The organism is Streptomyces sp. NPDC111520, from assembly GCF_055635295.1.
This window is the reverse complement of sequence record NZ_JBVKBW010000002.1, coordinates 276082-302377: the sequence shown is the minus strand read 5'-3', so window position 1 is coordinate 302377 and position 26296 is coordinate 276082. Positions and strand designations below refer to the sequence as shown.

24 protein-coding genes are annotated in these 26296 nt (G+C 74.0%); 16 read left to right on the top strand and 8 right to left on the bottom strand.

Translation table 11 applies throughout. From position 1 onward, the window contains the following. Positions 1 to 84: 84 nt before the first annotated feature. Both ACZ7MY_RS05400 and ACZ7MY_RS05395 read right to left on the bottom strand, forming a co-directional pair. Positions 85 to 1692, bottom strand: a complete 1608-nt coding sequence (locus tag ACZ7MY_RS05400; protein ID WP_499599764.1) for a threonine/serine exporter family protein — start codon at positions 1690 to 1692, stop codon at positions 85 to 87. Between the two features lie 367 nt (positions 1693 to 2059). Next, a complete protein-coding gene (locus tag ACZ7MY_RS05395; RefSeq protein ID WP_499599762.1) occupies positions 2060 to 2803 on the bottom strand; it encodes a DedA family protein in 744 nt (247 codons plus the stop codon). A gap of 139 nt (positions 2804 to 2942) precedes the next feature. Here ACZ7MY_RS05395 and ACZ7MY_RS05390 point away from each other — a divergent pair, with 139 nt between their 5' ends. Further along, positions 2943 to 4289 (top strand): ABC transporter ATP-binding protein, encoded by a 1347-nt coding sequence (locus tag ACZ7MY_RS05390; protein ID WP_499599760.1) that lies wholly within the window; start codon positions 2943 to 2945, stop codon positions 4287 to 4289. Positions 4290 to 4327: 38 nt separating this feature from the next. Further along, positions 4328 to 4699 carry a YbjQ family protein gene (locus ACZ7MY_RS05385; RefSeq protein ID WP_499599758.1) on the top strand — a complete coding sequence of 124 codons (372 nt, stop codon included), beginning with the start codon at positions 4328 to 4330 and terminating at the stop codon, positions 4697 to 4699. On the opposite strand, the gene ACZ7MY_RS05380 is transcribed toward ACZ7MY_RS05385, so the two are convergent. After that, the gene (locus ACZ7MY_RS05380; RefSeq protein ID WP_499599756.1) at positions 4680 to 5453 is read right to left on the bottom strand and encodes a MerR family transcriptional regulator; all 774 of its coding nucleotides are present in this window, start codon (positions 5451 to 5453) and stop codon (positions 4680 to 4682) included. The two genes, ACZ7MY_RS05385 and ACZ7MY_RS05380, sit on opposite strands and share 20 nt — an antisense overlap. 54 nt (positions 5454 to 5507) lie before the next feature. Here ACZ7MY_RS05380 and leuE point away from each other — a divergent pair, with 54 nt between their 5' ends. The 3 genes from leuE (at position 5508) to ACZ7MY_RS05365 (ending at position 8746) form a co-directional block, all read left to right on the top strand. Then, on the top strand, positions 5508 to 6167 hold the full coding sequence (gene leuE, locus ACZ7MY_RS05375; RefSeq protein ID WP_499599754.1) for a leucine efflux protein LeuE: 660 nt from the start codon (positions 5508 to 5510) through the stop codon (positions 6165 to 6167). Between the two features lie 97 nt (positions 6168 to 6264). Then, positions 6265 to 7719 carry a glutamate decarboxylase gene (gene gad, locus ACZ7MY_RS05370; protein WP_499599752.1) on the top strand — a complete coding sequence of 485 codons (1455 nt, stop codon included), beginning with the start codon at positions 6265 to 6267 and terminating at the stop codon, positions 7717 to 7719. Between the two features lie 28 nt (positions 7720 to 7747). Beyond that, positions 7748 to 8746 (top strand): cation diffusion facilitator family transporter, encoded by a 999-nt coding sequence (locus tag ACZ7MY_RS05365; RefSeq protein WP_499599751.1) that lies wholly within the window; start codon positions 7748 to 7750, stop codon positions 8744 to 8746. 4 nt (positions 8747 to 8750) lie between these two features. Here the strand turns inward: ACZ7MY_RS05365 and ACZ7MY_RS05360 are convergent, their stop codons facing one another. After that, positions 8751 to 9809 (bottom strand): M23 family metallopeptidase, encoded by a 1059-nt coding sequence (locus tag ACZ7MY_RS05360; protein WP_499599750.1) that lies wholly within the window; start codon positions 9807 to 9809, stop codon positions 8751 to 8753. A gap of 118 nt (positions 9810 to 9927) precedes the next feature. Between ACZ7MY_RS05360 and ACZ7MY_RS05355 the strand changes: the two genes are divergently transcribed. After that, positions 9928 to 11655 carry a SpoIIE family protein phosphatase gene (locus ACZ7MY_RS05355; RefSeq protein ID WP_499599748.1) on the top strand — a complete coding sequence of 576 codons (1728 nt, stop codon included), beginning with the start codon at positions 9928 to 9930 and terminating at the stop codon, positions 11653 to 11655. Between the two features lie 116 nt (positions 11656 to 11771). After that, entirely contained in the window at positions 11772 to 12800 is a 1029-nt protein-coding gene (locus ACZ7MY_RS05350) for a rod shape-determining protein (protein WP_499599746.1), read from the top strand. 103 nt (positions 12801 to 12903) lie between these two features. On the opposite strand, the gene ACZ7MY_RS05345 is transcribed toward ACZ7MY_RS05350, so the two are convergent. Further along, a complete protein-coding gene (locus ACZ7MY_RS05345) occupies positions 12904 to 13803 on the bottom strand; it encodes an alpha/beta fold hydrolase (protein WP_499599744.1) in 900 nt (299 codons plus the stop codon). Between the two features lie 165 nt (positions 13804 to 13968). Between ACZ7MY_RS05345 and ACZ7MY_RS05340 the strand changes: the two genes are divergently transcribed. The 4 genes from ACZ7MY_RS05340 (at position 13969) to ACZ7MY_RS05325 (ending at position 17978) form a co-directional block, all read left to right on the top strand. Next, complete coding sequence (locus ACZ7MY_RS05340) at positions 13969 to 15189, top strand: APC family permease (protein WP_499599742.1); 1221 nt, start codon at positions 13969 to 13971, stop codon at positions 15187 to 15189. Positions 15190 to 15219: 30 nt separating this feature from the next. After that, entirely contained in the window at positions 15220 to 15822 is a 603-nt protein-coding gene (locus tag ACZ7MY_RS05335) for a DinB family protein (protein ID WP_499599740.1), read from the top strand. Between the two features lie 98 nt (positions 15823 to 15920). Continuing rightward, positions 15921 to 17447 carry a vWA domain-containing protein gene (locus ACZ7MY_RS05330; RefSeq protein WP_499599739.1) on the top strand — a complete coding sequence of 509 codons (1527 nt, stop codon included), beginning with the start codon at positions 15921 to 15923 and terminating at the stop codon, positions 17445 to 17447. An 18-nt stretch (positions 17448 to 17465) separates the two neighbouring features. Continuing rightward, positions 17466 to 17978, top strand: a complete 513-nt coding sequence (locus ACZ7MY_RS05325; protein WP_499599738.1) for a pyridoxamine 5'-phosphate oxidase family protein — start codon at positions 17466 to 17468, stop codon at positions 17976 to 17978. A gap of 97 nt (positions 17979 to 18075) precedes the next feature. Here the strand turns inward: ACZ7MY_RS05325 and ACZ7MY_RS05320 are convergent, their stop codons facing one another. After that, a complete protein-coding gene (locus ACZ7MY_RS05320) occupies positions 18076 to 19248 on the bottom strand; it encodes a DUF2786 domain-containing protein (RefSeq protein WP_499599736.1) in 1173 nt (390 codons plus the stop codon). An 81-nt stretch (positions 19249 to 19329) separates the two neighbouring features. Here ACZ7MY_RS05320 and ACZ7MY_RS05315 point away from each other — a divergent pair, with 81 nt between their 5' ends. The 4 genes from ACZ7MY_RS05315 to ACZ7MY_RS05300 all read left to right on the top strand — a co-directional run bounded on the left by ACZ7MY_RS05315 (position 19330) and on the right by ACZ7MY_RS05300 (position 24048). After that, on the top strand, positions 19330 to 20136 hold the full coding sequence (locus ACZ7MY_RS05315) for an alpha/beta fold hydrolase (RefSeq protein ID WP_499599734.1): 807 nt from the start codon (positions 19330 to 19332) through the stop codon (positions 20134 to 20136). 162 nt (positions 20137 to 20298) lie between these two features. Continuing rightward, positions 20299 to 21612, top strand: a complete 1314-nt coding sequence (gene mptB, locus ACZ7MY_RS05310) for a polyprenol phosphomannose-dependent alpha 1,6 mannosyltransferase MptB (RefSeq protein ID WP_499600270.1) — start codon at positions 20299 to 20301, stop codon at positions 21610 to 21612. Then, the gene (locus tag ACZ7MY_RS05305; RefSeq protein ID WP_499599732.1) at positions 21609 to 22769 is read left to right on the top strand and encodes a glycosyltransferase 87 family protein; all 1161 of its coding nucleotides are present in this window, start codon (positions 21609 to 21611) and stop codon (positions 22767 to 22769) included. Before mptB ends, ACZ7MY_RS05305 begins: the two co-directional genes overlap by 4 nt. A gap of 46 nt (positions 22770 to 22815) precedes the next feature. Beyond that, positions 22816 to 24048 (top strand): S8 family peptidase, encoded by a 1233-nt coding sequence (locus tag ACZ7MY_RS05300; protein WP_499599730.1) that lies wholly within the window; start codon positions 22816 to 22818, stop codon positions 24046 to 24048. Between the two features lie 28 nt (positions 24049 to 24076). Here ACZ7MY_RS05300 and ACZ7MY_RS05295 read toward each other — a convergent pair whose 3' ends face one another. Continuing rightward, on the bottom strand, positions 24077 to 24511 hold the full coding sequence (locus ACZ7MY_RS05295) for a GNAT family N-acetyltransferase (protein WP_499599729.1): 435 nt from the start codon (positions 24509 to 24511) through the stop codon (positions 24077 to 24079). A 238-nt stretch (positions 24512 to 24749) separates the two neighbouring features. Here ACZ7MY_RS05295 and ACZ7MY_RS05290 point away from each other — a divergent pair, with 238 nt between their 5' ends. Continuing rightward, entirely contained in the window at positions 24750 to 24923 is a 174-nt protein-coding gene (locus ACZ7MY_RS05290; protein WP_499599727.1) for a hypothetical protein, read from the top strand. A gap of 48 nt (positions 24924 to 24971) precedes the next feature. Here the strand turns inward: ACZ7MY_RS05290 and ACZ7MY_RS05285 are convergent, their stop codons facing one another. Continuing rightward, entirely contained in the window at positions 24972 to 26042 is a 1071-nt protein-coding gene (locus tag ACZ7MY_RS05285; RefSeq protein WP_499599725.1) for a terpene synthase family protein, read from the bottom strand. Positions 26043 to 26296 lie beyond the last annotated feature (254 nt).

The following is a 26296-nucleotide window of genomic DNA, read 5'->3' as shown; positions in this document are numbered from 1 at the left end:
AGTCAACTACGACCACGATACGGACAGTTAACATCAGGTTGCCCGTACGACCGCCCGACGGCGAGGCGGCGGCGTCCGGAAGGCTCAGAAACCGCGGGTGCGCTTGGCCGCCGCGCGGCGTCGTGCCTGGTCGACGCCACCGGGCAGCTTGATGAACAACCGCGCGATCTCGCCTCCCAGGTTCACCCCGATGGCCACGGCCAGCGCCAGCGCCGCCGCCTTCGTCAGCGAGGCGAATCCCTGGTCCAGGTGACCGCGGGTCAGCCCGAGGAGCCCGAAGTACGTCGCGGAGCCCGGCAGCAGCGGGCCGATGGCCGCCGTGACGTACGGCAGCGCGGAGGCGTGCCGGTAGCGGGCGAGCACCTGGCCGAAGAGGCCCACCAGTCCGGCGGCGACGGCGGTGGCCGCGACCGGTGACATGCCGACGCCGATGCCGTCCTGGTGCAGCGCCGCGTAGACCGTCCAGGCGACCCCGCCGTTGAGCGCGGCGACCACCAGCACGCCGCGCTCGCACTGCAGCAGCACGGCGAAGGCGAGGCTCAGCACCATCGCCGCGACCAGTTGCACCGGCGGGTTCTCGTACGCCCGGAAGGCCTGGTCGGGGTCGAGCACGGCACCCAGGCTCACCCCCGCGTAGAGGATCAGCGTCACGCCGACGACGATGCCGGTGAAGAGGTACATCACCTCCAGCAGGCGCGCGGAGGCGGTGATGTAGAAGCCCGTCAGGCCGTCCTGGACGGCCGCGACCAGGGCCCGTCCCGGGATCAGGGCGAAGAGGCCACCGGTGATGACCGCCGAGGCCTGCAGGGTGCTCGTACCGGGCAGGTGCTGGCCGAACCGGGCGACCAGCACGCCCATCACGGCGGCCGGCATCGCCGCGGCGACGAACTGGTAGAACTCCGGCAGCCCGCGCCCGGCGCAGAGCCAGGCCAGCCGGTCGCCCAGCATGGCGCCGAGCGCGGCGATCGCGAAGACCAGCGGACCGCCGCCGCCGACCAGCATGCTCGCCGCGCCCGCCAGGAGCCCGGCCGCCACGGTGAGCAGCCAGCCCGGGTACGGGTGCCGGTTGCGGCGGATCTCGGCGAGCCGCCGGTAGGCGTCCTCCAGGGTGAGGTCGGCCGCCGTGATGTCGTTGATCAGCCGGAAGACGGCCGCGAGGCGGGTGTAGTCGGTGGCCCGGCGGCGCACCGTGCGGTTGGCGGTGACCGGGGCGTCCACCAGCGAGGGCTGGTAGGAGATGCCCAGCAGCGTGAACGTCACGGTCGGCTCGACCCGGCCCAGACCGTAGGCGTGGGCCACACCGAGCATCGCGGCCTCCACGTCCTCGGCGCCCTCGCCGCCGGCGAGCAGCAGTTCACCGATGCGCAGCGTCAGGTCCAGCACGCGCGGCACCGGCGGGCCGGCCTCCGCCTCCGGCCGCCGGGCGGGCTGCTCGGGGGCCGGGCGCTCTCCGACGGGCATGCGCAGCATCGTGCGCATCCGGTCGGGCCAGGGGGTCTCCTTGGAGAGGCTGACGACCGGGATGCCCTCGGGGGGCGTGAAGGCCGGGTGGGACAGCTGCGGGGAGGTCCGCGTCCCCGGGCGGGAGAAGGCGGAACCCTGCGGTTCCGGCCGGGGCAGCTCGACGCCCAGGGGCGGCGTGAACTCCGAACCGCCGGGCTGCTGCTGCTCGGGCTCCTTGGGATGCGCCACGGGATCCTCCTTTCGGCGCGTGATCGCTACGGGTGCCGGGTGGTGCGCCGAGGGGGGAGGGTGCGGACACCCTCCCCCCTCGGCCTGTCGTCACATGCGCGCCTGCCCCACAGCGCCTGGCACGGCACTCCCCCAGCTCCGCTGGGAGGTGCCCCCACGCTGCGTTGTCGAATCGTCCGAGTAGCCCACTACGAGGACGACTCTCCGCCTTGCGATGCACCGCACCTGGGGGCACCTCCCGGCGCAAGCCGGGGGAGCCGTGGGGCCCGCCCTCCGGGCGGTGGGGGCACCTCCCAGCGGCAGCTGGGGGAGCTCATGTGACGACAGGCCTCGGCACAGCGGGACGACTGCCCACTCCCTCCGTCGGCTAACGGCGGTTCGCGCGGTGGCGCCCGCCGTTGCCGCGCTGGAGCGGCGGCTGGCCGGCGTCTCCGTCGGCATCCGCGGCCCCGGCGTCGTACGCGTCCACCCCGGGCAGCGGCGCCGCCTTCCGGGAGGCCGAGCGGGCCCGCAGGAACTCGATGGCGATCGGGACGACCGAGAGCAGCACGATCGCGATGAGGATCAGCTCGATGTGCTCGTGGACGAAGGCGATCTGCCCCAGCCAGTAGCCGAGCAGCGTGACACCGACACCCCACAGCAGGCCGCCGATGACGTTGTACGTCACGAAGACGCGGTAGTTCATGCGGCTGACGCCGGCGATGACCGGCGTGAAGGTCCGCACGATCGGGACGAAGCGGGCGAGCACGATCGACTTGGCACCGTGCCGCTCGAAGAAGTCGTGGGCCTTCTCGACGTTCTCCTGCTTGAAGAGCCGGGAGTCCGGGCGCCGGAAGAGCGAGGGACCGACCTTCCGACCGAAGAGGTAGCCCACCTGGTCGCCGGCGACGGCCGCGATCCAGACCAGCACGCAGACCAGCCAGATCGGATAGTCGAGCTTGCCGCCCGCGACCAGCAGGCCGCCGGTGAAGAGCAGGGAGTCACCCGGCAGGAAGAAGCCGATGAGCAGACCCGACTCGGCGAAGACGATCGCCAGCAGGCCGATCAGGCCCGCTGACGAGATGAGGTAATCGGGGTCGAGCCATTGCGGGCCCAGGGCGATAGTCGTCACGCGCCAAAAGTATCAACGCGGTCGCGACCGAACCGTTCCCAGCCCGGGAACGCTCGGCTACGTTCCTCCCAAGCGTTTCACCGTGCAACACCGCAAGTCGCCCGTCACTCCTGAATCATCATGATCCGGCGGAACCCACATGACTCGCGCCATCTCACTGCACGACGTCTCGAAGACCTACGCCCGCGGCGTGCGCGCCGTGGACCGCTTCTCCCTGGACATCGCCCCCGGCGAGTTCCTGGTGCTGCTCGGCCCCTCGGGCTGCGGCAAGTCCACGGTGCTGCGCATGATCGCGGGGCTGGAGGACATCACCTCCGGTGAGCTGCTGCTGGACGGCGAGTACGCCAACGACCTGGGGCCGGGCGACCGGCGGATGGCCATGGTCTTCCAGAACTTCGCCCTGTACCCGAGCATGACCAGCCGGGAGAACATCGGCTTCCCGCTGCGCTTCGAGATGCCCGGGCAGGACACCGGGCCCCGGGTCGCCGAGACCGCCCGGACGCTCGGCATCGAGGACATCCTCGACCGCTACCCGGGGCAGCTGTCCGGCGGCGAGCGGCAGCGGGTCGCCATGGGCCGGGCCATCTCGCGGCACCCGTCCGTCTTCCTGATGGACGAGCCGCTGTCCAACCTCGACGCCAAGCTCCGCTCGCACCTGCGCGCCGAGATCGCCCGGCTGACCCGTGGCATGGGCGTGACGACGGTGTACGTCACGCACGACCAGGCCGAGGCGATGTCGCTGGGCGACCGTGTGGCGATCATGCGCAGCGGGGTGCTGCAGCAGGTGAGCACCCCGCGGGAGGCGTACCACCTGCCGCAGAACGTGTTCGTCGCCGCCTTCATCGGCACCCCGAGGATCAACCTCATGGAGGCGACCGTGGTCGCCGCGCTGGACGGCGGGATGTGGATCGACCTGGGGCGGCAGCGGCTCGTCCTCCCGCAGCCGCTGAGCCGGGACCACCAGATGCTCCGCATCCAGCAGGGCCGGCCGGTCATCGTCGGCCTGCGCTCGGAGGCCGTGCGCATCGACCGGCCGAGCGGCGCCCGGCCCGGGGAGGTGGTGCTCAGCGGCGTCGTGGAGCACGTGGAGTACCAGGGCCACGAGTCGCTGGTGCACCTGGACACCGGCGCACGGCCGGCCGTCGTGCCCGAGCTGGAGTCCGCACGGCCGGGCGGCGCGCGGCAGCGCTCCCGGGCGGCGTCCCGGCAGGGCGGCACGGCCGGCCTCGGCCGGCTGGTGCAGAAGGCCGCCGCGCGGGTCTCGGGCCAGGGACGGACGGCCGTGCTGGACCGTCCGGCACCGCGCCCGGAGACCGGGTCCGCCACCGGGGGCGGGGACCTGGTGGTGCGCACCGGGCCCGACCTGCGGCTGCGCGCCGGACAGCACGTGCCGCTGCTGGTCGACCTGGCGCACCTGTACGTCTTCGACCACGCGGGCCACCGGATCTGCCCCGCCCCCGAGCGGGCACCGCACCTGGAGTACTGAACCGCGCGGGACGACGGCGACGGGACGACGATGCCGGTATGGGTATCGACGAGTACGGCGGCGGACAGTCGCCCCGGTCCGCCGTCCTGGTGGTCACCACGAACGACGTGCCGGGCTACCGGATCGAGCGGGTGATCGGTGAGGTCTTCGGCCTCACCGTGCGCTCCCGCCACCTGGGCAGCCAGATCGGCGCGGGCCTGAAGTCCCTGATCGGCGGCGAGCTGAAGGGACTCACCAAGACCCTGGCCCAGACCCGCACCGAGGCGATGGAGCGGCTGGTGGAGCAGGCGCAGTCGCGCGGCGCCAACGCGGTGCTGATGATGCGCTTCGACGTCAGCGAGGCCGCCGACGTCGGCACCGAGGTGTGCGCCTACGGCACCGCTGCGGTGATCACGCCCCGGCACGCCTAGCGTTGGCCATGATCGCGTCGTGGACGTACCGGGCGGTGCCCGGCGCGATCGCCTCGTAGAAGGCGTTGAAGCGCGGGTCGTCCAGGTACATCCGGGCGAGCCCGGTGTGGATCTCGTAACCGCAGTCGTAGTAGTGGTCCACGATGAACTGCCGGTGCTCCTCGGCCAGGTCCATCGCGGCCTCGCCGTCGGCCGGGGCGCCGGACCCGCGGAGCGCGACCAGCCGGGCGCCCCAGTCCTCCTGCTCGGCCTTGATCCGCAGCCAGTCCTCCTTGGTGTAGGAGGCGGCCCGGCGCTGCGACTGCTCGTACGCCTCGGTGTTGCCCCAGCGCTGCCGGGTCTCCTCGGCGTGCTGGTCGGGGTCGTACTCCCCGAAGACCTCGAACTTCTCCTCGGGCGTGAGGTTGATGCCCATCGTGCGTGCCTCCATGGCTCGTTGGACGGCGTCGGCCATCTCCGTCAGCTTCCCGATCCGCGCCGTCAGCAGTTCGTACTGGCGCCGCAGGCGCTCCCGCGGGTCCGCGTCCGGGTCGTCGAGGAGGGCGGCCACCTGCTCCAGGGGGAAGCCGAGCTCCCGGTAGAAGAGGATCTGCTGCAGCCGGTCGAGGTCGGCGTCGCTGTAGCGCCGGTGACCCGCGTGGCTGCGGGCGCTGGGCGAGAGCAGTCCGATCTCGTCGTAGTGGTGCAGCGTCCGGACGGTCACGCCGGCGAAGCCCGCCACCTGCCCGACCGGGTAGCCCGTGCTCGTGTTCATGACCACACCCTCCGGCCTCACGCCACGTGAGGTGCAAGTGCCATATTGGTGCGCATGCTGGGAATCACCGACCTGTCGACGTACGTGCTGGGCACCGTACTGATCGTGCTGCTGCCCGGGCCGAACTCGCTGTACACGCTCTCCGTCGCGGCGCGCCGCGGCGTCCGGACGGCGTACCGCGCGGCCCTGGGCGTCTTCCTCGGCGACACCGTGCTGATGACCGCCTCGGCGGCGGGCGTGGCCGGGCTGCTCAAGGCCAACGCCGTGCTCTTCGGCATCGTCAAGTACGCGGGCGCCGGCTACCTGGCGTGGATCGCCTTCGGCATGGCGCGGGCCGCCTGGGGCATGTGGCGGTCCCGGAGCGTGGAGCCGGCGGCGGTGGCCGCCGCGGCCGAGGAGGTGGCGGACGCCGAACAGCCCTTCCGGCGCGCGCTGGTGATAAGCCTGCTCAACCCCAAGGCGATCCTCTTCTTCATCTCCTTCTTCGTGCAGTTCGTGGACCCGGGCTACGCCCACCCCGCGCTGTCCTTCCTGGCGCTGGGCACCATCGCCCAGGTCTTCAGCTTCTGCTACCTGACGCTGCTGATCTTCGGCGGCACCTACCTGGCCGCCCAGTTCCGCCGCCGCAAGCGCCTGGCGGCGGGGCTGACCTCGGGTGCCGCAGCGCTCTTCCTGGGCTTCGCGGCGAAGTTGTCGCTGTCCTCGGCCGGCTGACCGGCGCCCCGGCAGGAGCCGGCGGTCCGGGCTCCCCGGGCCGCCGGCCGCCCGTCGCCGACCTGCCGGTGACTGATTTCACCCTTATCGTTACGGTATGTCGCTCCACAAAGGTGCCGAGGGCCTGCCGAAGCTCGCCGTGAACCCCTTCTACGCGGGGGCCGACCCGGTCGCCGGGATGCGCGCGGCACCACCGAAGCACCGGCTGCCCGACGGCCCGATGGCACCCGCCACGGCGTACCAGCTCGTGCACGACGAGCTGATGCTCGACGGCAACGCCCGGCTCAACCTGGCCACCTTCGTCACCACGTGGATGGAGCCCGAGGCCGGGGTGCTGATGGGCGAGTGCCTCGACAAGAACATGATCGACAAGGACGAGTACCCGCGCACCGCCGAACTGGAGCGGCGCTGCGTGGCGATGCTCGCCGACCTGTGGCACGCCCCCGACCCGGAGAGCGCCATCGGCTGCTCGACCACCGGCTCCTCCGAGGCCTGCATGCTCGCCGGGATGGCCTTCAAGCGCCGCTGGACCAAGCGCGCCGCCGACCGCTCCGGCGGCGCGTCCGGCAAGCGCCGCTGGCCGAGGCGGTCCGGCGACCGCCACCCGGACGGCGCCAGGCCCAACCTGGTCATGGGCGCCAACGTCCAGGTCTGCTGGGAGAAGTTCTGCAACTTCTGGGAGGTCGAGCCGCGCCTGGTGCCGATGGAGGGCGACCGGCTGCACCTGGAGCCGGACACCGCCGTCGCGATGTGCGACGAGAACACCATCGGGGTCGTGGCCGTCCTCGGCTCGACCTTCGACGGGTCCTACGAGCCGGTGTCCGAGATCTGCGCCGCCCTCGACGCCCTGCAGGAACGGACCGGGCTCGACATCCCCGTCCACGTCGACGGGGCCTCCGGGGGCATGATCGCCCCCTTCCTCGACGAGGACCTGGTCTGGGACTTCCGGCTGCCCCGGGTGGCCTCGATCAACACCTCCGGCCACAAGTACGGGCTGGTCTACCCCGGCGTCGGCTGGGCGCTGTGGCGGGACCTCGAGGCGCTGCCCGAGGAACTGGTCTTCCGGGTCAACTACCTCGGCGGCGACATGCCGACCTTTGCCCTCAACTTCTCCCGGCCGGGCGCCCAGGTCGTCGCGCAGTACTACACGTTCCTGCGGCTGGGCCGGGACGGCTACCGCACCGTCCAGCAGACCGCCCGTGACGTGGCCACCTACCTGGCCTCGCGGATCGAGGAGTGCGGTGACTTCCGGCTGATCACCCGCGGCGACCAGCTCCCCGTCTTCGCCTTCACCACCGCCGACCACGTCACCGCGTACGACGTCTTCGACGTCTCCCGGCGGATGCGCGAGCGCGGCTGGCTGGTGCCCGCGTACACCTACCCGGCGGACCGCGAGGACCTGGCGGTGCTGCGCATCGTCGTCCGCAACGGCTTCTCCGAGGACCTCGCCGACCTCTTCCTCGCCGACCTGGAGCGCTACCTCCCGCAGCTGCGCGCCCAGGACCACCCGCTCCACCCGCCCGGCGAGGCACCCACCGCCTTCCACCACTGAGCGGCGCGTCGCGGGGCACACGCTCCCCATGGGGAAGGACAAGCAGACCAAGGCGACCGTCTTCGTGGCCCTCGCCGCGAACCTGGTGATCGCCGTGGCGAAGGCGGTCGGCGGGCTGCTCACCACGTCACCGGCGCTGCTCTCGGAGGCGGCGCACTCGGTGGCCGACACGCTCAACGAGGTGTTCCTGCTGGCCGCGCTGCGCCGCAGCCGGCGCAGTCCGGACGCACGGCACCCCTTCGGCTACGGCAAGGAGCGCTGGTTCTGGTCGCTGCTGGCCGCCGTGGGGATCTTCGTGATGGGCGGCTGCTTCTCCTTCTACCAGGGTGTGAACGCGTTCCACGAGAGCGAGCCGCACACCACCCGGGCCTTCCTGATCGCGGCGGCCGTCCTGGTCGTCTCCCTGCTCGCCGAGGGGACCTCCCTGGTCAAGGCACTTGTGCAGGTGCGCTCCGGGGCCCGCGAGCACGACCGCCCCTTCCGCACCGAACTGCGCGAGGGCGAGGACCCCACCCTGCGCACCGTGCTCGCCGAGGACAGCGCCGCGGTGTTCGGCGTGCTGCTCGCCCTCGCCGGCGTCGTGCTGCACTGGACCACCGGCGACCGGACCTGGGAGGCGTACGCGTCCCTGGCGATCGCCGCCCTGCTGATGTACGTCGCCTACCGGCTCGGCAAGGACTGCCGGGACACCCTCATCGGCGAGGCCGCCGACCCCAGGTTGCGGCAGCGGGCGCACGAACTGCTGACCCGGCAGCCGGAGATCGACACCGTCACCGCGCTGCTGACGATGCGCCTCGGCATCGACTCGGTGCTGCTGGCCGCCCGGGTCGACCTGACCGAGGGCATCGACAGCGAGACGGTGGAGGAGGCCGCGGTCCGCATCAAGCGCTCGCTGGCCGGGGAGTTCCCCGAACTGGACCAGATCTTCCTGGACGTCACCGACGCCTCCGACGAGGACCGCCGCGCCGCCCACCGGCTACGGCAGGCGCTGCGCGCCGAGGCGGGCGAGCGCGAGGGCGGGGGCTGACCGCTCAGCGGCCGATGCGCACGCCGTGCCGCGCCAGCCAGGGGAGCGGGGGGACGGCGGAGCCCATCTGCGGCGTGACGCGGACCTCGAAGTGCAGGTGCGGCCCGGTGGAGTTGCCGGAGTTGCCGGACAGACCGATCCGCTCGCCCGCCCGCACCCGCCGGCCGGGGGCCGCCTCCAGGACGGACAGGTGGGCGTAGTGCGTGCAGTAGCCGTCGTCGTGCCGGACGACGATCTGGTTGCCGAAGCCGTCGCCGCACGCGGCCACCACCACCGTGCCGTCGCCCACCGCCCGGACCGGGGTCCCCGGCGGCACCGCGAAGTCCTGGCCGGTGTGGCGGTGCGCCCAGTGCGCCCCGGCGGCGTCGTAGCCGGCGGTGAGCGTGTAGTGCGCGACGGGGCGCACCCAGTGCGGGGCACCGTGGCGACGGGACGCGGCCGACGACCGGGGCGGGGCCGGGGGAACGTCGCGGGGACAGTCAGCCGAGAGCCCCTCGTGCGCCATGAGCGCCAGGTCGCGGGCGGACAGCCGGGCCCGGGCACGCAGCAGCCGCTCCTCGATGTCCCGGCGCAGCGCGTCCTTGCGGCGGGCCTCGCGGGCCAGCACCCTCAGCGTCCGGTCGACGGCCTCGGTGTCGGCCGCCAGCCGGCGCTCGGCGAGCATCCGCTCCGCCAGCAGCGCCGCCTGCGCGTGGTCGCCCTGCCGGGCCAGCGTCGCGCCCTCCAGCAGCCGGTCGGGCCGCCCGGTCAGCAGCAGCCGCGCGGACGGCCCCAGCCCCCCGTTGCGGTACTCGCTGCGCGCCATCGCCCCGATCCGGTCCCGCAGCGCGTCAAGCCGACGCCGCTCCACCGCCGCCGCGCGGTGCAGCAGCCGCAGGTCGGCGCGCTTGCGGCGGACCGCCCGCTCCGCGTCCTCGTGCGCCCGCACCGCGCGGGCCGCCTCCGCGTACAGCCGCTCCACCCGGGCCGGCGGGCCGGGGCGCGGTTCGGGGCGCTCGCCGGCCACCGCCGGCGAGGCGGTCAGCAGCAGGCAGAGGGCCGCGGCCGCCGTCCTCCATCGCATCGCCCGATCCTTTCGGGCCCGGTCACCGCGCTGCCCGGACGACACGCCCCCGCCGGTCCCGGGCCACCCGGCGGGGTGACCGCATCCGGGCGTGCGCCCGGCGGAGGACCGTCCGATCATGGGAACGGGCGCACTCGGCGGACAGGAGGGTGACCGGGTGAGCGGTGACGGTGAGCCCGGCGGCTGGTCACCGCCGGACCACACGGTCCTGCGGCAGGTGCTGGACGGCACCCCGGCGGGCGTGGGCATCTACGACCCGCAACTGCGCTACGTCTACGTCAATCCCGCCCTCGCCCGGATGAACGGCCTGCCCGCCGAGGAGCACCTGGGCCGCCGGATCACCGAGGTCCTGCCGGACCTGGACGACGCCGGCGAGGAGGCACTGCGCCAGGTCCTGTCCGACGGCAAGTCCCGCGAGGTGCCCTCCAGCGGCCGCACCCACGCCGGGTCCGAGGCGGGCCGGCGCTACTGGCAGGGCGCGTACCACCGGCTGGCCGCGGCGGACGGCACGGTGCTGGGCCTGGTCGGGATCGTGCTGGAGGTCAGCGCCTCCCGCCAGCACCAACGGGAACTGGAACGTGCCCGGGAGCGGCTGGCCATCCTGGACCGCGCCGCCACCTCCATCGGCACCACCCTGGAGATGGACGAGACCTGCGCCGAACTCGCCGGGTTCCTGGTGCCGCTGCTCGCCGACATCGCCACCGTCGAGGTCTTCCCCACCGAGCGCGCCACCCCCTACAACCGCGGTGTGCTGCGGCTGCGCCGGGCCGCCATGGCGGCGCTGCCGAACCTGCGCGAGCAGGTCAAGGCCTTCGGTGAGCCGGGGGAGTGCGTCGAGTACCCGTCGGGCACGACCATTCCGCGCTGCCTGCAGTCCGGCAGCCCGGTGGTGCAGAACCTCTTCGAGGACGACGCCCTGGGCCGCGGCGGGTCGGCCCGCGAACGGATGGCCGCCTTCCGCTCGGTGGGCATCCACTCGGCGCTCGTCGTGCCGCTCGCGGCTCGCGGCGCGCCCATCGGCACGGTGACCCTGGTCCGCTGCGGCGAGTCCCCGGGCTTCACCGAACGGGACACCGAGACCGTCCAGGACATCGTCCGGCGGGCCGCGATCTACCTCGACAACGCCCGCCGCTACACCCACGAGCACGGCATCGCCCTGGAGTTGCAGCGCGCCCTGATGTCCGAGCCGGGCTCCCCGCACCCCTCCGTGGAGGCCGCGTTCCGCTACCAGCCGGCCGGCAGCACCGCGCTGGTGGGCGGCGACTGGTACGACACCGTACGGCTGTCCTACGGGCGCACCCTGCTGGCCATGGGCGACGTGATGGGGCACGGGGTCGAGGCCTCGGTGGACATGAGCCAGTACCGCTCGATGCTGCGGTTCGTGGCGGCGGCCGACCTGCCGCCGCACCGCATCCTGCGCCGGCTGGACACCCTCATCTCCCAGACGGAGTCGGGCCGTCCGGCGAGCTGCCTGCTGGCCCTCGTCGACCCGGCGCGCGACAAGTGCACCTTCTCCAGCGCCGGACACCTGCCGCCCGCCGTCATCCGGGCGGACGGCACGGTGCGCATCGTCGACGTGCCGGTCGGCCCGCCGCTGGGCACCGGCCACGGGGGCTACGAGGCCGTCCCGGCCCCCTGCCGGCCCGGTGACGTCCTGCTGCTCTACACCGACGGCCTCGTGGAACGGCGCGGGGAGGACATCGACGCCTCGCTCGACCGGCTCGCCGGGTTGCGTCTGCACCCCGACGGTGATCTGGGCGGACTGGTCGACCGGGTCCTTTCCCTGCTGGTCGTGGAACCGGCGGACGACGACATCGCGGTCCTCGCGGCACGGGTCGTGCGATAGGCGGATCAACCGCTCGGAGTACCACAACAGGCGGATCTCGACTTGCGCCCGCACGATGATCAGACGGGCCGCCGCAGGGGCGGTCCCGGGAACCGGCCCCTCGGGGAGGATCTGCCGTGACCGTCAGTCTGGCGCATCTGCGTCGTTGCTCCGTTGCCGTCGACCTCGGGGCGTCGCGCACCCGTGTCTACCTCAAGCACCAGGGACTCGTCGTGGACGAGCCGAGCGTGGCCGCCGTCAACGCGCACAGCGGTGCCCTCATCGCGGTCGGATCGCTGGCCGAGAAGATGACCGGCCGTACGCCCGAGCACATCCGCGTGGTCCGCCCCATCCAGGCCGGGATGGTCGTCGACATCGAGATGGCCCAGCGCATGCTCCGTCACCTGCTGGGCGGTCAGCTGCGCAAGGCCTGGCGGCGCAAGCCGATGCTCCGGGCCGCCGTCTGCACGCCCCACGGCAGCGGTCCGCTGGCCCAGCGGGCTGCCGTCGAGACGATGTACGGCCTCGGTTCGCGCCGGGTCGAACTCGTGGACTCCGTCGTCGCGGCCGCCATCGGGTGCGGGCTCCCGGTCGAGGAGCCCGAGGCGACGATGATCATGCTCGCCGGGGCCGGCACCACGCAGATCGCCGTCATGTCGATGGGCTCGATCGTCGCCGCGGAGACCATCGGGGTCGGTGGCGAGGCGATCGACCACGCCGTCGTCCAGCACCTGCGCAACACCCACGAACTGCTGCTGCCCAGCCAATCGGTGCGGTCCCTGCACGAGACCCTCTCCGCGCCCGGGCCCGTCGCGCCCAGCGCCGAGGTCCAGGGGCGCGACGTCGCCAGCGGGATCGCCCGCACGGTCCGCGTCGACACCGAGGCGGTGCGGCAGGCGATCCGGATGCCCATGGCGACGCTGGTCGACGGCATCGGCCAGGTGCTCCGGCGGTGCCCGCCGGACCTGGTCGCCGACCTCACCGACCGCGGCGTCATGCTGGCGGGCGGCAGCGCGCTGCTGCCCGGCCTGGACATGATGCTCCGTCAGGCCACCGGGATGCCGGTCACCATCGCGGAACGGCCCGACGTCTGCGCCGTCCTCGGGCTCGGCGCCATGATGGAGGGCCATCCCGTCCCGACGCCGCTCGACCCGCTGTCGGTGTAGGGGCCCGGCCGGGTTCACACCTCCAGGACGAGCCGGGACGGGGAGCACTTCTCCGTCCCGGCCGAGCCGCACGTCGACACCGGCGCCGGGCGCAGGGCGGGGATCAGCGCGGGCGGACCGCCTTCTCGGTGCGCTCGACGAGGCGGGCGGCGTGCCCGGCGACAAGGTCCGGGCGGTGGGAGGGCAGCCAGTGGCCCCCGTCCACGCGGTGGACCTCGGCCCGGGGCGCCCAGTCGGTGATCTCCGTCTGCCAGGGCGGCAGGACGAACACGTCCTTGGACGGGGCCAGCACGACCGCGGGCAGCGCGGCGTGCCGTACACGGGGGCGGAGCATGCGGGGCAGCACGTTGGCGCGGTAGAGCTTGAGCGCGGCGCGGTTGCGCGCAGCGAGCCGCGGGCCGTAGCCGGCCGGGGCCTCGCCCGTCTCCAGGCGGCGCAGGGTCGCGATGACGCCGTCCAGGAAGCCGCTGCGGCAGGCGAGCTCGGCGATGCCGGGCAGGTGGAAGAAGCCGACGTACTGCGAGGCCAGCGCCTGTCTGGCGAACTTCAGCAGGCGGGCCGGGGAGGGACGGCGCAGCTGGGCCCGGTACCAGCGGCCGGTGTGGTCCAGGTCGGGGCCGGAGATCGAGGTGATCGAGGCGTAGCGGTGGGCGAGTTCCGGCGTGCTGACGGTGTGCCAGCTCTGCACCGACCCCCAGTCGTGGGCGAGCAGGTGGACCGGGGCGCCCGGGCTGACCGCGTCCGCGACGGCGGTCGTGTCGGCGGCGAGCCGCGGCAGCCGGTAGGCCCGGGTGCGGCGCGGGGCGTCCGAGGCGCCCGAGCCGCGCACGTCGTACGACACGACGTGGAAGCCGCGGGCCGCCAGGAGCCCGGCGACGCCGTCCCACACGCCGTGATCGTCCGGGAAGCCGTGCACGCACAGCACCGTGGGCCCGGCCGGGTCCCCCTGCTCGTACACCGCCAGCCGCACCCCGTCGGAGACCGTGACCCAGCGCTGCGCCATGTCCGCCGCCCTTCGCCTTCACGTCGCCGCGTCGCCGTGGCTTCGCATGACCGTCACCGTGGCTTCGCACCGTCGTTCCGCTGTCGTTCCGTCGCCGGTCCCGGGCGCCACGATGGCAGCTTGTTGACGCAGTGTCTAGCAGTGGGACGGTATACCTTTGCCGCCGTGACCGGTGGGAACGCGATACTGCAGCGACGGCTCGGCGTCTTCGACGCCACCGTCGTCGGACTCGGCTCGATGATCGGCGCCGGAGTCTTCGCCGCGTTCGCCCCGGCCGCCCGCGCCGCCGGGTCCGGGCTGCTCCTCGGGCTCGCGGCGGCGGCCGTCGTCGCCTACTGCAACGCCATGTCCTCGGCCCGGCTCGCCGCGCTGTACCCCGCCTCGGGCGGGACCTACGTCTACGGGCGCGAGCGGCTCGGGCCCTTCTGGGGCCACCTCGCGGGCTGGTCCTTCGTCGTCGGCAAGACCGCCTCCTGCGGCGCGATGGCCCTGACGATCGGCGCGTACGTCTGGCCGGAGCAGCAGCGGGCGGTCGGTGTCGCCGCGGTCGTGGCGCTCACCGCCGTCAACTACGCCGGCGTCCAGAAGGCCGCCTGGCTCACCCGGGGCATCGTCGCGGTCGTCCTCGCGCTCCTCGCGGCCTTCGTCGTCGCCGCGTTCACCGGTGGCGACGCCGACGCCGCCCGGCTGGACATCGGGGCCGATGCGAGCGTGGGCGGCGTGCTCCAGGCGGCCGGCCTGCTGTTCTTCGCCTTCGCCGGGTACGCCAGGATCGCCACGCTCGGCGAGGAGGTCAGGGACCCGGCGCGCACCATCCCCCGCGCGATCCCGCTCGCCCTCGGCATCACCCTGGTCGTCTACACCGCCGTCGCGGTCGCCCTCCTCGCGGTGCTCGGCCCGCAGGCGCTCGCCGACTCGGCGGCACCCCTGGCCGACGCCGCGGGCGGCCTCGCGCCGCTGACGCGGGCGGGCGCGGCCGTCGCCGCCGTCGGCTCCCTGCTCGCGCTGATCCTCGGGGTCTCCCGCACCACCCTGGCCATGGCCCGCGACGGCCACCTGCCCCGCACCCTGGCCGCGGTGCACCCCAGGACCGGGGTGCCGCACCACGCCGAACTCGCCGTCGGCGCCGTCGTCGCCCTGCTCGCCGCCACCGCCGACCTGCGCGGGGCGATCGGCTTCTCCTCCTTCGGCGTCCTGGCGTACTACGCCGTCGCCAACGCCTCCGCCTGGACCCTGGGCCCCGGCGCCCGGCGCGCCGTCCCCGCCCTCGGCCTGCTCGGCTGCCTCGTCCTGGCCTTCGCCCTGCCCTGGACGTCCGTCGCCGCGGGCGCGGCGGTCCTGGCCGCGGGGGCGGGCCTCTACGCCGTACGCGCCCGCCGCGCCTGACCCGGCCCGCCCGGGCCTACGCTGAGGCGCATGGACTCCGCGGCACCGGACTGGAACGTCCTGCTCGTCGACCAGCTGGACTGGCACTGGCGGAACCAGCTGCGCCCGCGCCTGGACGGCCTCACCGACGACGAGTACCTCTGGGAACCCGTCCCGGACTGCTGGAGCGTCCGCCCGCGCGGCAGCGGCCGGGCCCCGATCGAGGCCGGCACCGGCGAGTTCCGGCTCGACCTCGCCTGGCCGCCCCCGGATCCCGGGCCCGTGACGACGATCGCGTGGCGCCTGGGCCACGTCATCACCGGCGTCCTGGGCGCCCGCACCGCCTCCCACTTCGGCGGCCCGCCGGTCGACCTCGCCGGCAGGGACTTCCCGTTCTCCGGCACCGCCGACGGCGCGCTCGCGCAGTTGGACGCCGCCTACGCGGCATGGCGCGACGGCGTGCGCGGTCTGGGCGCCGAGGGCCTGGCCCGGCCGTGCGGTCCGCGGGAGGGCCCGTACGCGAAGGAACCGCTGGCCGCGCTCGTGCTCCACATCAACCGCGAGGTCATCCACCACGGAGCCGAGACCGCCCTGCTGCGCGACCTCTACCGCGCCCGGCACCTCGCAACGGGCGGAGGGGCGTTGCCCGACTGAGATCCATCCGCAACGGCCCCGATGCCACTGGCCCGCGGCTTCCTGCGTCACAGTCGCAGAAGGCGCAGGGGGCGCCTCCGGGGGAGGTGGTGACGGTGATGCGGCGGATCACAGCGGCGGTACTGGCGACGCTGACGGCCGGGGCGGTGCTCACGGGCTGCAGCGCGAACACGGACCGGGGCAGCGGCGACCACGCGCGGCGGCCCGGGCCCGTACAGGGCGCGGACGACGCCCCCCAGTGGAACGGCGGAGACCCCGACGAGGACCGGGGTGCGGACCGGGCGCCCGACGCGTCCCTGCTGTCGACCTTCGCGCTGGACGTCGACACCGCCTCGTACGGCTACGCCAAGCGGCGGCTCGACCAGGGCTCGCTGCCCTCCCCCTCCCAAGTGCGCCCCGAGGAGTTCGTCAACAGCTTCCGCCAGGACTACCCCGCGCCCAGGGGCGACGGCTTCTCCGTCACCGTCGACGGCGCCCGCACAGGCGACGAGGAGGGCTGGTCGCTGCTGCGGGTGGGCCTCGCCACGCGCCCCGCGGACGTGGGGAGCAGGCCCCCGGCCGTGCTCACCTTCGTCGTGGACGTCTCCGGCTCCATGGGCGAACCAGGCCGCCTCGACCTCGTCCAGAAGGCGCTGCGCGCCGCGGTCGGCGAGCTGCGGGACGACGACTCCCTCGCCGTCGTGACCTTCAGCGACCGCGCACGGGTCGCCCTGCCGGCCACCCGGCTCGGCGCGGGCGGCGCCCGCGAGCACGCGCTGTCCGTCGTCGACCGCCTCGCGCCCGAGGACTCCACCAACCTGGAGGCGGGGCTGCGCACCGGCTACGACGTGGCCCTGGAGAGCGCCCGGAGCGGGGCCACCAACCGGGTCGTCCTGCTCTCCGACGCCCTGGCCAACACCGGGGAGACCGAACCCGACGCCCTCCTGGAACGGATCGACCGGGCCCGCTCACGGCACGGGATCGCGCTCTTCGGGGTCGGCGTCGGCAGCGAGTACGGCGACGAGCTGATGGAGCGGCTGGTCGACAAGGGCGACGGCCACACCTCGTACGTCTCCACCCCGGCCGAGGCCCGCGCGCTGTTCGTGGACCAACTGCCCGTCAACATCGGCCTGCGCGCCCGCGACGCCAAGGCACAGGTCTCCTTCGACCCGCACACCGTCGAGCACTACCGCCTGATCGGCTTCGAGAACCGTGCCGTCGCCGACGAGGACTTCCGCGACGACCGGGTCGACGGCGGCGAGGTCGGCCCCGGCCACACCGTCACCGCGCTCTACGCCGTCCGCCTGAAGGCGGGCGCCCGGGGCCACGTCGCCACGGCCACCGTACGCTGGCTCGACCCGCACGACCGCTCCCCGCACGAGGCCGCAGGCGCCGTCGAGGCGGACCGGCTCGCCGGCCGGCTGTGGGACTCCGGCACCTCCCCGAGGCTCCGCGTGGACGCGGTCGCCGCGTACTTCGCCGACGCCCTGCGCACCTACGACACCGGCGACGAGCAACTGCCCGGCGCCCCCGGCCTCGCCGTACTGGGCGACCGCGCGCACGCCCTGGCCGCGACCACCGAGGACCCGGCGGTACGCGACCTGGCGGAAGCCGTCGACAGCGCGTACGCGCTGCGCGCGGGCTGATGGAGTATCAGTGGAGGCATGGCAGAAGAGAAGGAACCCGAGCCCGAGCTCGACGCCCGCTACAGCAGCACCGGCGCGACCCCCACGACCTGGCACGACGCCCGCGAACACCTGGCCGGCGCCGAGATCTACTGGCTGACCACCGTCCGCCCGGACGGCCGCCCCCACGTCACCCCGCTCATCGGGGTCTGGCTCGACGACGCCCTGCACTTCTGCACCGGCGCCGACGAGCGCAAGGCCAGGAACCTCGACCACAACCGCCGGATCGTCGTCACGACCGGCAACAACGCGCTCGACGAGGGCCTGGACGTCGTGCTCGAGGGCAAGGCGGCCCGCGTACGCAGCGACAAGCAGTTGCACCGGATCGCCGAGGCGTACGAGGGCAAGTACGGCTCCGAGTGGCACTTCGACGTACGCGACCAGGTCTTCGTCGGCGACGGCCACGAGGCCCTGGTCTACCAGGTGGAACCCACCACCGCCTTCGCCTACGCCCGCGGCACCACCTACAGCCAGACCCGCTGGTTGTTCTAGGTGACCGGCGGCCGGTGGGGCCGGTGGGTGGGTGGGAGACGGCGCGACAGCCGAACACCCACGGCAGTCCGCGTAACCGGCCGGCGCGTCGGCGCCATCACTCACGGAGACGCCGGGACGGGCCGGCCGGACCGTGGAAGGCGGCACGGTCGGCGGCGGCGGTGCCGCGGGCCCAGCCTTCGTGGTCGCGGCCCCGGAGGCGCTGGGTGCGGGTGTCGGGGAACATCGCGTCGGCGGCGCGGCCGACGGCGACCTCACGGGCGGCCAGGACCGGGAGGACCTCCGTGGCGCCGGTGGCCCGCGCGGCCTCCTCCGTCGCGTCGCGGGACGCGGCGGCCAGGCGTTCGCCGACCCGGCCCGCGTAGGCGATGAGGAAGGACTCGCGGAAGTCCCGCGACAGGTCGCCGCCCCCACCGCCCCTGCCGCCCTTGCGACGCGGGCGACGCGCCGCCCGTCCCGGGGCGCCGCCGCCGCGCATGGCCGCCTCGGCCTGCACCAGCAGGGAGGTGTAGAGCACCTCCACGGCCTCCAGATCGGCCTCCCAGCCCACCACCGTAGAGAAGCCGAACTCGGCCGACCACACCGCGCGGCAGCGGTTCGCCGCCGCGACCGCGTCGAGCAGCAGCGCCTTTGGCGCCTCGTACGGCCGGTCCACGCCGATCCGCCGCGCGCCGGGCCCGCCGCCGCCCGCAGCGGTGCCCGCGACCACTGCCTCGTCCACGCTGTGCCGTGCCATGAGGTGCTGGGCCTTCGCGCTCAGCGCCTCCGCCTCCTCCGGGAAGGCCGTGGACTCCGCCTTCGCCAGCAGCGCCCTGATCCGCCGCAGCATCGGATGGCCCGTGGCGCCGGACGCCGCCTCGGGCGCGGCCGCCGGGGTGATCCCGGGCAGCCGCCCCAGCAGGCGGACGAGTTCCAGCACGGTCGTCGCGACGGTGAAGCGGTCCAGCCGCTCGGCCGCCCCGTACGCGCTCAGGAGGCCCCCCGGGTCACCGCCGCCGTCCTCGGTGAGGCGCCCCGCGAGCCGCACGTGCTCGGGGCGCAATTCACGGCGCACCATGCGCAGCAGGTCCGCGTCCTCCCAGCCGCGGGCCCGGCAGCCCCGCACCAGCCCGCCCACCGCGGTCGCCACCGCCCGGCCGACCTCGTCCCAGCCGGCCTCCGCCGCCGCCATGGCCGACGCCCCGGCGTCCAGCGCCGTCTCGACGTCCCCCTCCGGCGCACCCATGGCACCGGCGAACGCCGTCTCGACCACCGTCATCGCATCTCGCACGCGGTTCAGGATCGCACCGACACGCCGCGGACGGAGCACGGTGCCCACGCGGCCGTGCGGACCGGGCCAGGGTGTGGAGCCGTGAGCACCGACAGCGGGCGCGAGGGCTGGGACATCCGCACGGCCGGACCGCCCGACGCCGCACGACGGGCCCTGCTGCTGCCGGGCGCCCTGTGCACGGCCGAGTTCTACGCCGACGTCATGGCCGAACCCGCGCCCGCGGACGCCGGACTCGGCCTGGTGGCCGTCACCCTGCCCGGCCACGGGCGCAGCCCCGCCCCCGAGGACCTGTCCATCGGGAACTACGCCCGCCTCATGGCCCGGCTCGCCGCCGACACCGGCTGCGACGTCGTGGTCGGGCACAGCCTGGGCGCCAACGTCGCCATCGAGATGGCCGCCCTCGGCGAGTTCTCCGGGCCCCTCGTGCTGCTCTCGCCCGTCTTCTCGCGCGGCGACGAGGCGAGGGAACTCGCCCTGCTCGACCGGCTCGCCCACGTGCCGGTACTGGGCCTGGCGGCCTGGGCCGTGGCGCTGAAGACCCTGCCCCGCGGTGTCCGCGACAGCCTGCCGCCCGCGCGCCGCGACATCCTCGCCTCGATCATGGGCGACAACGACCCGGCCTTCTGCCGCGCCGCGCTCCGGCAGTACTTCGCCCACCTCGACGCGCACGGCTCCCTCGTCACCCGGCTGTGCACCAGCGGTGCCCGGGCGGTCGTCGTGCGCGGCAGCGCGGACGACATCGGCCTCACCGACGAGGAACGGCACGACCTCGACACCTGCCCGACGCTGACCCTCGTCACGGTGCCCCGCGCCGGGCACGGGGTCCTCTTCGAACAACCCGGCCGGGTCGCCGAGATCATCGTGGCCGCCGCCGACGGGACCGGCTGACCCCACCCCGCCCCTCACCAGCGCTGCACGCTCCCGAGGGGGGTGAACCCGCCCGCACCGCGACGAACCGGCCATCGCGCCTCCGGGCCGGTCATCCGCCGGTCGCCCGCTGGTCGTCCGGCGGACATCCGGTGATGGGACCGTGCGGGCGTGACTCGCACGATGGCTCTCGGACTGGCCGGTACCACCGCGCTGGCGGTCGGCGGCAGGGCCGCGGGGGCGCTTCCGGTACGGGACGGGATCGCGCTGCCCCACGGGGAGGCGGCGGCCGGGCTGCTGGTGGCGTACTTCGGCCTCGGCCTGCTCGTCGCGGCGTGGTGGCAGCTCGGCCGGATCGTGCGCGGGCCGCGGCCGCCGTCGATCCGCGCCCTGCTGACGACCTTCGCCGTGTGGGCGGCCCCCCTGCTGCTGGCACCGCCGCTGTTCAGCCGGGACGTCTACAGCTACCTGGCGCAGGGTGCGATGGTGAACGCGGGCATCGACGCCTACACGCACGGCCCGAGCGTGCTCGGGGGCACGGCGGCCGCCGAGGTGCCCGCGATCTGGCGGAACAGCCCCGCGCCGTACGGCCCCGCGTTCCTGGCGCTCGCCCGGTACGGGGCACACGCCGGGGTCACCGGGATGCGGGCGCTGGCGCTGCTGGGCGTGGCCCTGCTGGCGACCCTGCTGCCGCGGCTCGCCCGTCGCTGCGGCGCGGACCCGGCCGCGGCCGTGTGGCTCGGGGCGCTCAACCCCCTCGTGCTGCTGCACCTGGTGGCGGGGGCGCACAACGACGCCGTCATGCTCGGCCTGCTCGGCGCCGGCCTGGGCGCGGCGCTGGCCCGCCACCCGGTGCCGGCCGCCGCGCTGGTGACCTTGGCCGCCCTGGTCAAGGCACCCGCCGCCCTCGGACTGCTGGTCGTGGCGAGCCTGTGGGCCGAACAACTGGAGGGCCGCTGGCGCCTGGCGCGCGCCGGGGCGGCCACGGCGGCGGTCGCCGGCGCGGCCACCGTGGCCGTCACCGCCGTCACCGGCGTCGGCTACGGCTGGATCGGCGCGCTCACCACGCCCGCCTCCGCCTCCAACTGGTCGCTGGTCAACGTCCTGGGCCGGTTCATCGGCACCCCCGACGTCTGGCGGTTGCTCGGCATGGCCGCCGCCGCGCTCGTCATAGCCGCCGTGTGGCTGTTCCGCGAGCGGCTCGGGCCGGTCTACGCCCTCGGCATCAGCCTGCTCGCGGTGGCGCTGCTGGGGCCGGCGATCCGTCCCTGGTACCTGCTGTGGGGGCTCGTACCGCTCGCGGTGGCCGCCCCCGACGGCCGGGTGCGGCGGCTCGCCGCGCTCGCCAGCGCCGCGTTGGCCCTCGCGGTGCTGCCCAGCGGGTTCGCCGCGACACCCCGTCAGATCGCCCTGGCGGCCACGGGGGCGGCCCTCGCGCTGCTGCCGCTCGCCGCCGCACGGCTGTTCCGGCTCGTCCGTCCCGCGCTCGCCTCATGAAGCGGATCGTGACGGCGGCCGCCGCCGTGGCCGCGACCGCGCTGTTCCTGGCGACCGTGCCGCTGCACCGGCACTGGTTCGACCTCGGCGTGTACTGGGGCACCGTCAACGCCTGGGTGTACGACGGCGTCGGCGTCTACGACTACCTCAGCCCCGGCACCACGTACGGCTTCACCTACCCGCCGTTCGCCGCCCTGTGCATGCTTCCGCTGACGCTGCTGAACTGGCCCTCGGCCGTCGTCCTCGCCGCCGCGGTCAACATCTGCGCGGCGGGCGCCGTCCTGTGGTGGACGGTCCGGCCGATCGTGCGCCGTCAGGGCTGGACCCCCTGGTACGCGATGGTGCTGGCCGGGTGCCTGATGGCGCTCCTGGAGCCGGTCCACGACACCTTCACCTTCGGGCAGGTCAACCTCGTCCTGCTCACCCTGGTGCTCGCCGACGCCGAACTGCTGCGCCGCGGCAGCCGCTGGGCCGGGTGCGCCATCGGCCTCGCCGCCGCCGTGAAGCTGACGCCCGCGCTGTTCATCGGATGGCTGCTGCTCGCCGGACACCGCCGCGCCGGGCTCGCCGCGGCCGCCACCGCCCTCGGCGCGACCCTGCTGGCGGCAGCCGTCGCACCGGGCGCGTCCCGCGACTTCTGGACCCGGGCGATGTGGGACACCGACCGCGTCGGCTCGCTGTCGTACGCCTCCAACCAGTCGCTGCGCGGCACCTTCGCCCGGCTCGACGCCCCTACGTGGATGTGGGCGGTGGCCGTCGTCGCGGTGCTGGCGGTGTGGGCGTACAAGGTGCGCAGGACCGACGTCGCGACGGGCGCCGCCCTCACAGGTGTGACGGCCTGCCTGATCAGCCCGGTGACCTGGGTGCACCACCTGGTGTGGCTGATCCCGGCGCTGGCCGCGCTGGCCGCCGAGGCGCTGCGGTCGCGGAACCGCGGCACGGTGACCGCCGCGATCGGCAGTTACGTCCTGCTCTGCAGCAGCGTCGTGTGGCTGTGGCGGGGCGACCCGGGCACCGGCGGCGTGGGCGCCCTCGTGGGCGGCAGCGCCTACGTCTGGATCGGCCTGGGGCTGCTCGTCGCGCCCCGTCCCGGATGGCGTACCAGGGCGCGCCCGCGTCCGATCCTGGCTGACAGGGTGGGGGAGAGGGCCGGCTGACGGCCCGTCGGCCGTGCTGTCCGCCGAGCCCCGAGGAGATCGACGCATGCGTGTGTCCCTGCGCCGGACGTTCGCCGCGGTGCTGATGACCGCCGTCCCCGCCCTGGCCGCCCTCCCCGCGACGTCCCCCGCGCAGGCGCACTCCCCCGCCCTGGCACCCCTGCTCGGGGCGGGAGCGCCCCACTCCATCCCCGGCCGCTACATCGTCACCCTGGCCCCGGGCAGCGACCCCTCCTCCGTCGCGAAGGCTGCCGGGATCACCCCGGCCCACGTCTACGACAGCGTGATGCGGGGCTTCGCCGCCCCGCTCACCGGACGGCAACTGGCGCGCGTACGGGCCCTGCCCGCGGTACGCGGCGTCGAGCAGGACACCACCGTCACCCTGCCCGCGGAGGACCGCGTCCCGGTGTCGACCAGCCACCGCCTGCCGGGCGGCACGCCTCCCCCGCCCGGCGGCACCGGACGCTTCTGGGGCCTGGAGCGCGTGAACAACCGGACCCCGGCCACGCACGGCTACACGGTCCGGGCGACCGGCGCCAAGGTCACCGCGTACATCATCGACAGCGGGATCGACTTCACCCACCCCGAGTTCGGCGGCCGCGCCCGGGCCGGCATCGACGAGATGGAGGACGACGACCGCAACGCCGCCGACTGCGCGGGCCACGGCACCCACGTCGCCGGCACGGTCGGCGGCGAGAACACCGGCATCGCCCGGGGCGTCTCACTGGTCTCCGTGCGCGTGCTGGACTGCGAGGCGCGCGGCCCGAACTCCGGGATCATCGCGGGCATCAACTGGGTCGCCCGGCACGCGGTGAGGCCGGCCGTCGCCAACATCTCGCTGGGCGGGCTCTACTCCCCGACGATGAACGAGAGCCTGGACGCGCTGGCCCGCTCCGGGGTCTTCCCGGTCGTCGCGGCCGGCAACGACGACGTCAGCTCCTGCGTCATCTCCCCGGCGAGCGCCACGGAGGCGTTCACCGTCGCCGCGACCGACCGGACCGACCACCGGGCGCCGTTCAGCAACTTCGGCAGCTGCGTCAACCTGAACGCGCCCGGCGTCGACATCGCATCCGCCTTCCCCGGCGGGCTCTACGCGGTCATGAGCGGCACCTCGATGGCGGCGCCCCACGTCACCGGCATCGCCGCGCTCTACAAGGACACCTACGGGGACGCCGGCTACGAGGCGCTGAAGAAGTGGCTGCTCGACCACGCCACCCGGACCACGACCCCCGAACCCACCGGCACCCCGAAGCTGGTGGCGTTCACCGGTGACCTCTGAGCGTTCCTGGACGCGACGGACGGGTGCGTCAGGTGAGCTCCCGCGCGAAGTGCAGTCCCGTGATCGCCATGCGCCGGGCGTGGTAGAAGCGGTGCGCCCCGTGGTTGGTGACGCCCGCGGCGAGTTCCAGCCGCTCGCAGCCCGCCGCCCGGGCCCTGGCCTCCACCTCCGCCAGCAACCGCGTGCCCACCCCGGCGCCGCGCGCGTCCAGCGCCGTGACCATGTCGCCGACGAGCAGCGTCCGCCCCCTGCTGGTGGTCAGCACCCGGTGCGTGGCCACCCCCAGGTATCGCTCCCGCTCGTCCAGCGCCACCGTGAAGACCACACCCTGACCGTGCGCCTCCGCGGCGAACGCAGCGAACCCGTCGGCGGTCATCGCCGGCCTCAACGCCCTGATCAGGGGCCCGACTTCAGCGGTCATGGCCGGTTCACCAGGCTTCACGTCCACGAACGTCAGTTCCATGGCGTGATCCTAGGAGGCGCCGGTGCCCACCGCCTGCCGGTACGGATCAACTTGCCGCGACGTTCACCGGAGTCGGGCAGCCGCACGCCGAAGAACGCGGCACGCTAGCCGATTGGGCCGGGCGTCGCGCGGGAATCCTCAACGCCACGGCGGCGAATGTCCTGGTCTGGTAAGAAACGACCGTGGATCATCGCGTCTCGAGCGATGGTCCCGGGCTCACACGCTGGGAGAGATCGACATGCTGAAGCCCACCTGCTCCTGCGACAAGCACCCGGTCGACGGGGAACCCCCGGCCGGCATGACCCCCGGCCCCCACGCGGCCGACGGCCCGGGCTCCGACGGCCCGGCCGGCTCCCTCCTCGACGACGCCTTCGTACCCGGAAACGGCGGCGCCCTCGTGCCGTCCCATTGACGGACGGAACGAGGGCACCGGAACCACGGGCGGGGCCCGTGGGCAAGGTCAGCCCTCCAGCTGCCGCCACCACCAGGAGATCGCCGGAAGGTCCACGGGGGCGTCACTGCCGGGCATCGGCGCCGGCGCCCAGGTGGTCGGCAGGTAGGCCGGGTCCTCGGGGTTGAGGTAGCGCTCGCAGGTCGTCCCCCACTCGAGGTTCGCCCGGATCCAGTGCCCGAGCGAGGTCACGTACCTCCGCAGCTCGGGCGAGGCGGTACGGCCCACCTGCGCGCTCAGCGTCTCGAACAGCACCATGACCTGGTCGCGCAGGAACATCGCCTCGGAGACCATGCCGGGGACGGGCTTGCCCGCGGCGTCCGCGAGCACGTCGAGCAGGTTCTGGTTGTCGCCGTCGCGCACGTGCTCCTTGCGGTAGGAGAGGATGTCGTTGTCCCAGCCGACCAGCAGGCAGGTCGCCTCCGTGAGGGCGCGCACCTCCGGGCGCTCGAGTTCGGCCGGGGGCACCTCGTACCCGTCCGCGACGTCGAGGAGCATGACGCTGACCTTCATCGCGCCGTTGTGGATGCGCAGGAGCGCGTAGTCGTCGAGGTCGGGTGCCGCGCCCTCGACCCGGTTGGCCGCCTCCCACACCTGGCACAGGAAGTACATGCGCATCGCGTCCGTCCACCGGACTATCTGCGCGGCGGTGGCCACCCGGCCCATACGCAGCCGCAGGTCCCTGAAGGCCGCCTCGAAGCAGAAGTACGGGCTGTCCGGGGACAACGGTGTCTCGGGGGCCTCGAGTATGCGGAGCAGCCTGGTCAGCACGCGGCTGAGCTCACCGGGACGCCTGCCCAGGCGGCCCTCGTCACAGTGCGCGTCGTCGAAGGCGAACAGCCACATGAGGGAGTCCGACGATATCTGCGTCGCCTCCCGGGTCCCGTACGGCGAGGTGAGTGCGGCGAGACGGCCCGCCTCGACGTGTTCCAGGCGCCGGCGCTGGGCCTCGTCCTCGTACAGGCCGAAACGGCGGACCCACTCGATGGTGGTCCGGTCCAGTTCCTCCGCCAGGGGGTGGGCCGCCGGTGAGATCGGGCAGTAGAAGGGCGCCAGTTGAAGGGCGGGCACAGTGGTCACGGACATGCTCCTTCGAGCTTGGGGGAGGGGCGGGCCAGCGCCTGCTACCTTCCGCACAACCTTGCCATGAACGCGCCAAACGTAGACCGACAGGAATAGGCGCGGGCCGCGCACCGGGGGCGCACGGGGCGGCCCGCGGGAGGCCGGTCCGGTGGAACGCAGAACCCGGGTCCCACCAGCGATCACCTCTCAGCCGTCACAACCGTTCCACCTGTGACTCTCCGCACGCATGGCGGAAATCGAACACAAGTGGA

Excerpts from the sequence above, each read along its gene's own strand:
- ACZ7MY_RS05345 (WP_499599744.1), bottom strand. The coding sequence starts at position 13,803 with ATGGCGCAGCGCTGGGTCACGGTCTCCGACGGGGTGCGGCTGGCGGTG.
- ACZ7MY_RS05295 (WP_499599729.1), bottom strand. The coding sequence starts at position 24,511 with ATGGAACTGACGTTCGTGGACGTGAAGCCTGGTGAACCGGCCATGACC.
- ACZ7MY_RS05335 (WP_499599740.1), top strand. The coding sequence starts at position 15,220 with ATGGACTCCGCGGCACCGGACTGGAACGTCCTGCTCGTCGACCAGCTG.
- gad (WP_499599752.1), top strand. The coding sequence starts at position 6,265 with ATGTCGCTCCACAAAGGTGCCGAGGGCCTGCCGAAGCTCGCCGTGAAC.
- ACZ7MY_RS05355 (WP_499599748.1), top strand. The coding sequence starts at position 9,928 with ATGGGAACGGGCGCACTCGGCGGACAGGAGGGTGACCGGGTGAGCGGT.
- ACZ7MY_RS05365 (WP_499599751.1), top strand. The coding sequence starts at position 7,748 with ATGGGGAAGGACAAGCAGACCAAGGCGACCGTCTTCGTGGCCCTCGCC.
- ACZ7MY_RS05330 (WP_499599739.1), top strand. The coding sequence starts at position 15,921 with ATGCGGCGGATCACAGCGGCGGTACTGGCGACGCTGACGGCCGGGGCG.
- mptB (WP_499600270.1), top strand. The coding sequence starts at position 20,299 with ATGGCTCTCGGACTGGCCGGTACCACCGCGCTGGCGGTCGGCGGCAGG.
- ACZ7MY_RS05390 (WP_499599760.1), top strand. The coding sequence starts at position 2,943 with ATGACTCGCGCCATCTCACTGCACGACGTCTCGAAGACCTACGCCCGC.
- ACZ7MY_RS05385 (WP_499599758.1), top strand. The coding sequence starts at position 4,328 with ATGGGTATCGACGAGTACGGCGGCGGACAGTCGCCCCGGTCCGCCGTC.
- ACZ7MY_RS05300 (WP_499599730.1), top strand. The coding sequence starts at position 22,816 with ATGCGTGTGTCCCTGCGCCGGACGTTCGCCGCGGTGCTGATGACCGCC.
- ACZ7MY_RS05290 (WP_499599727.1), top strand. The coding sequence starts at position 24,750 with ATGCTGAAGCCCACCTGCTCCTGCGACAAGCACCCGGTCGACGGGGAA.
- ACZ7MY_RS05380 (WP_499599756.1), bottom strand. The coding sequence starts at position 5,453 with ATGAACACGAGCACGGGCTACCCGGTCGGGCAGGTGGCGGGCTTCGCC.
- ACZ7MY_RS05325 (WP_499599738.1), top strand. The coding sequence starts at position 17,466 with ATGGCAGAAGAGAAGGAACCCGAGCCCGAGCTCGACGCCCGCTACAGC.
- ACZ7MY_RS05360 (WP_499599750.1), bottom strand. The coding sequence starts at position 9,809 with ATGCGATGGAGGACGGCGGCCGCGGCCCTCTGCCTGCTGCTGACCGCC.
- ACZ7MY_RS05305 (WP_499599732.1), top strand. The coding sequence starts at position 21,609 with ATGAAGCGGATCGTGACGGCGGCCGCCGCCGTGGCCGCGACCGCGCTG.
- leuE (WP_499599754.1), top strand. The coding sequence starts at position 5,508 with ATGCTGGGAATCACCGACCTGTCGACGTACGTGCTGGGCACCGTACTG.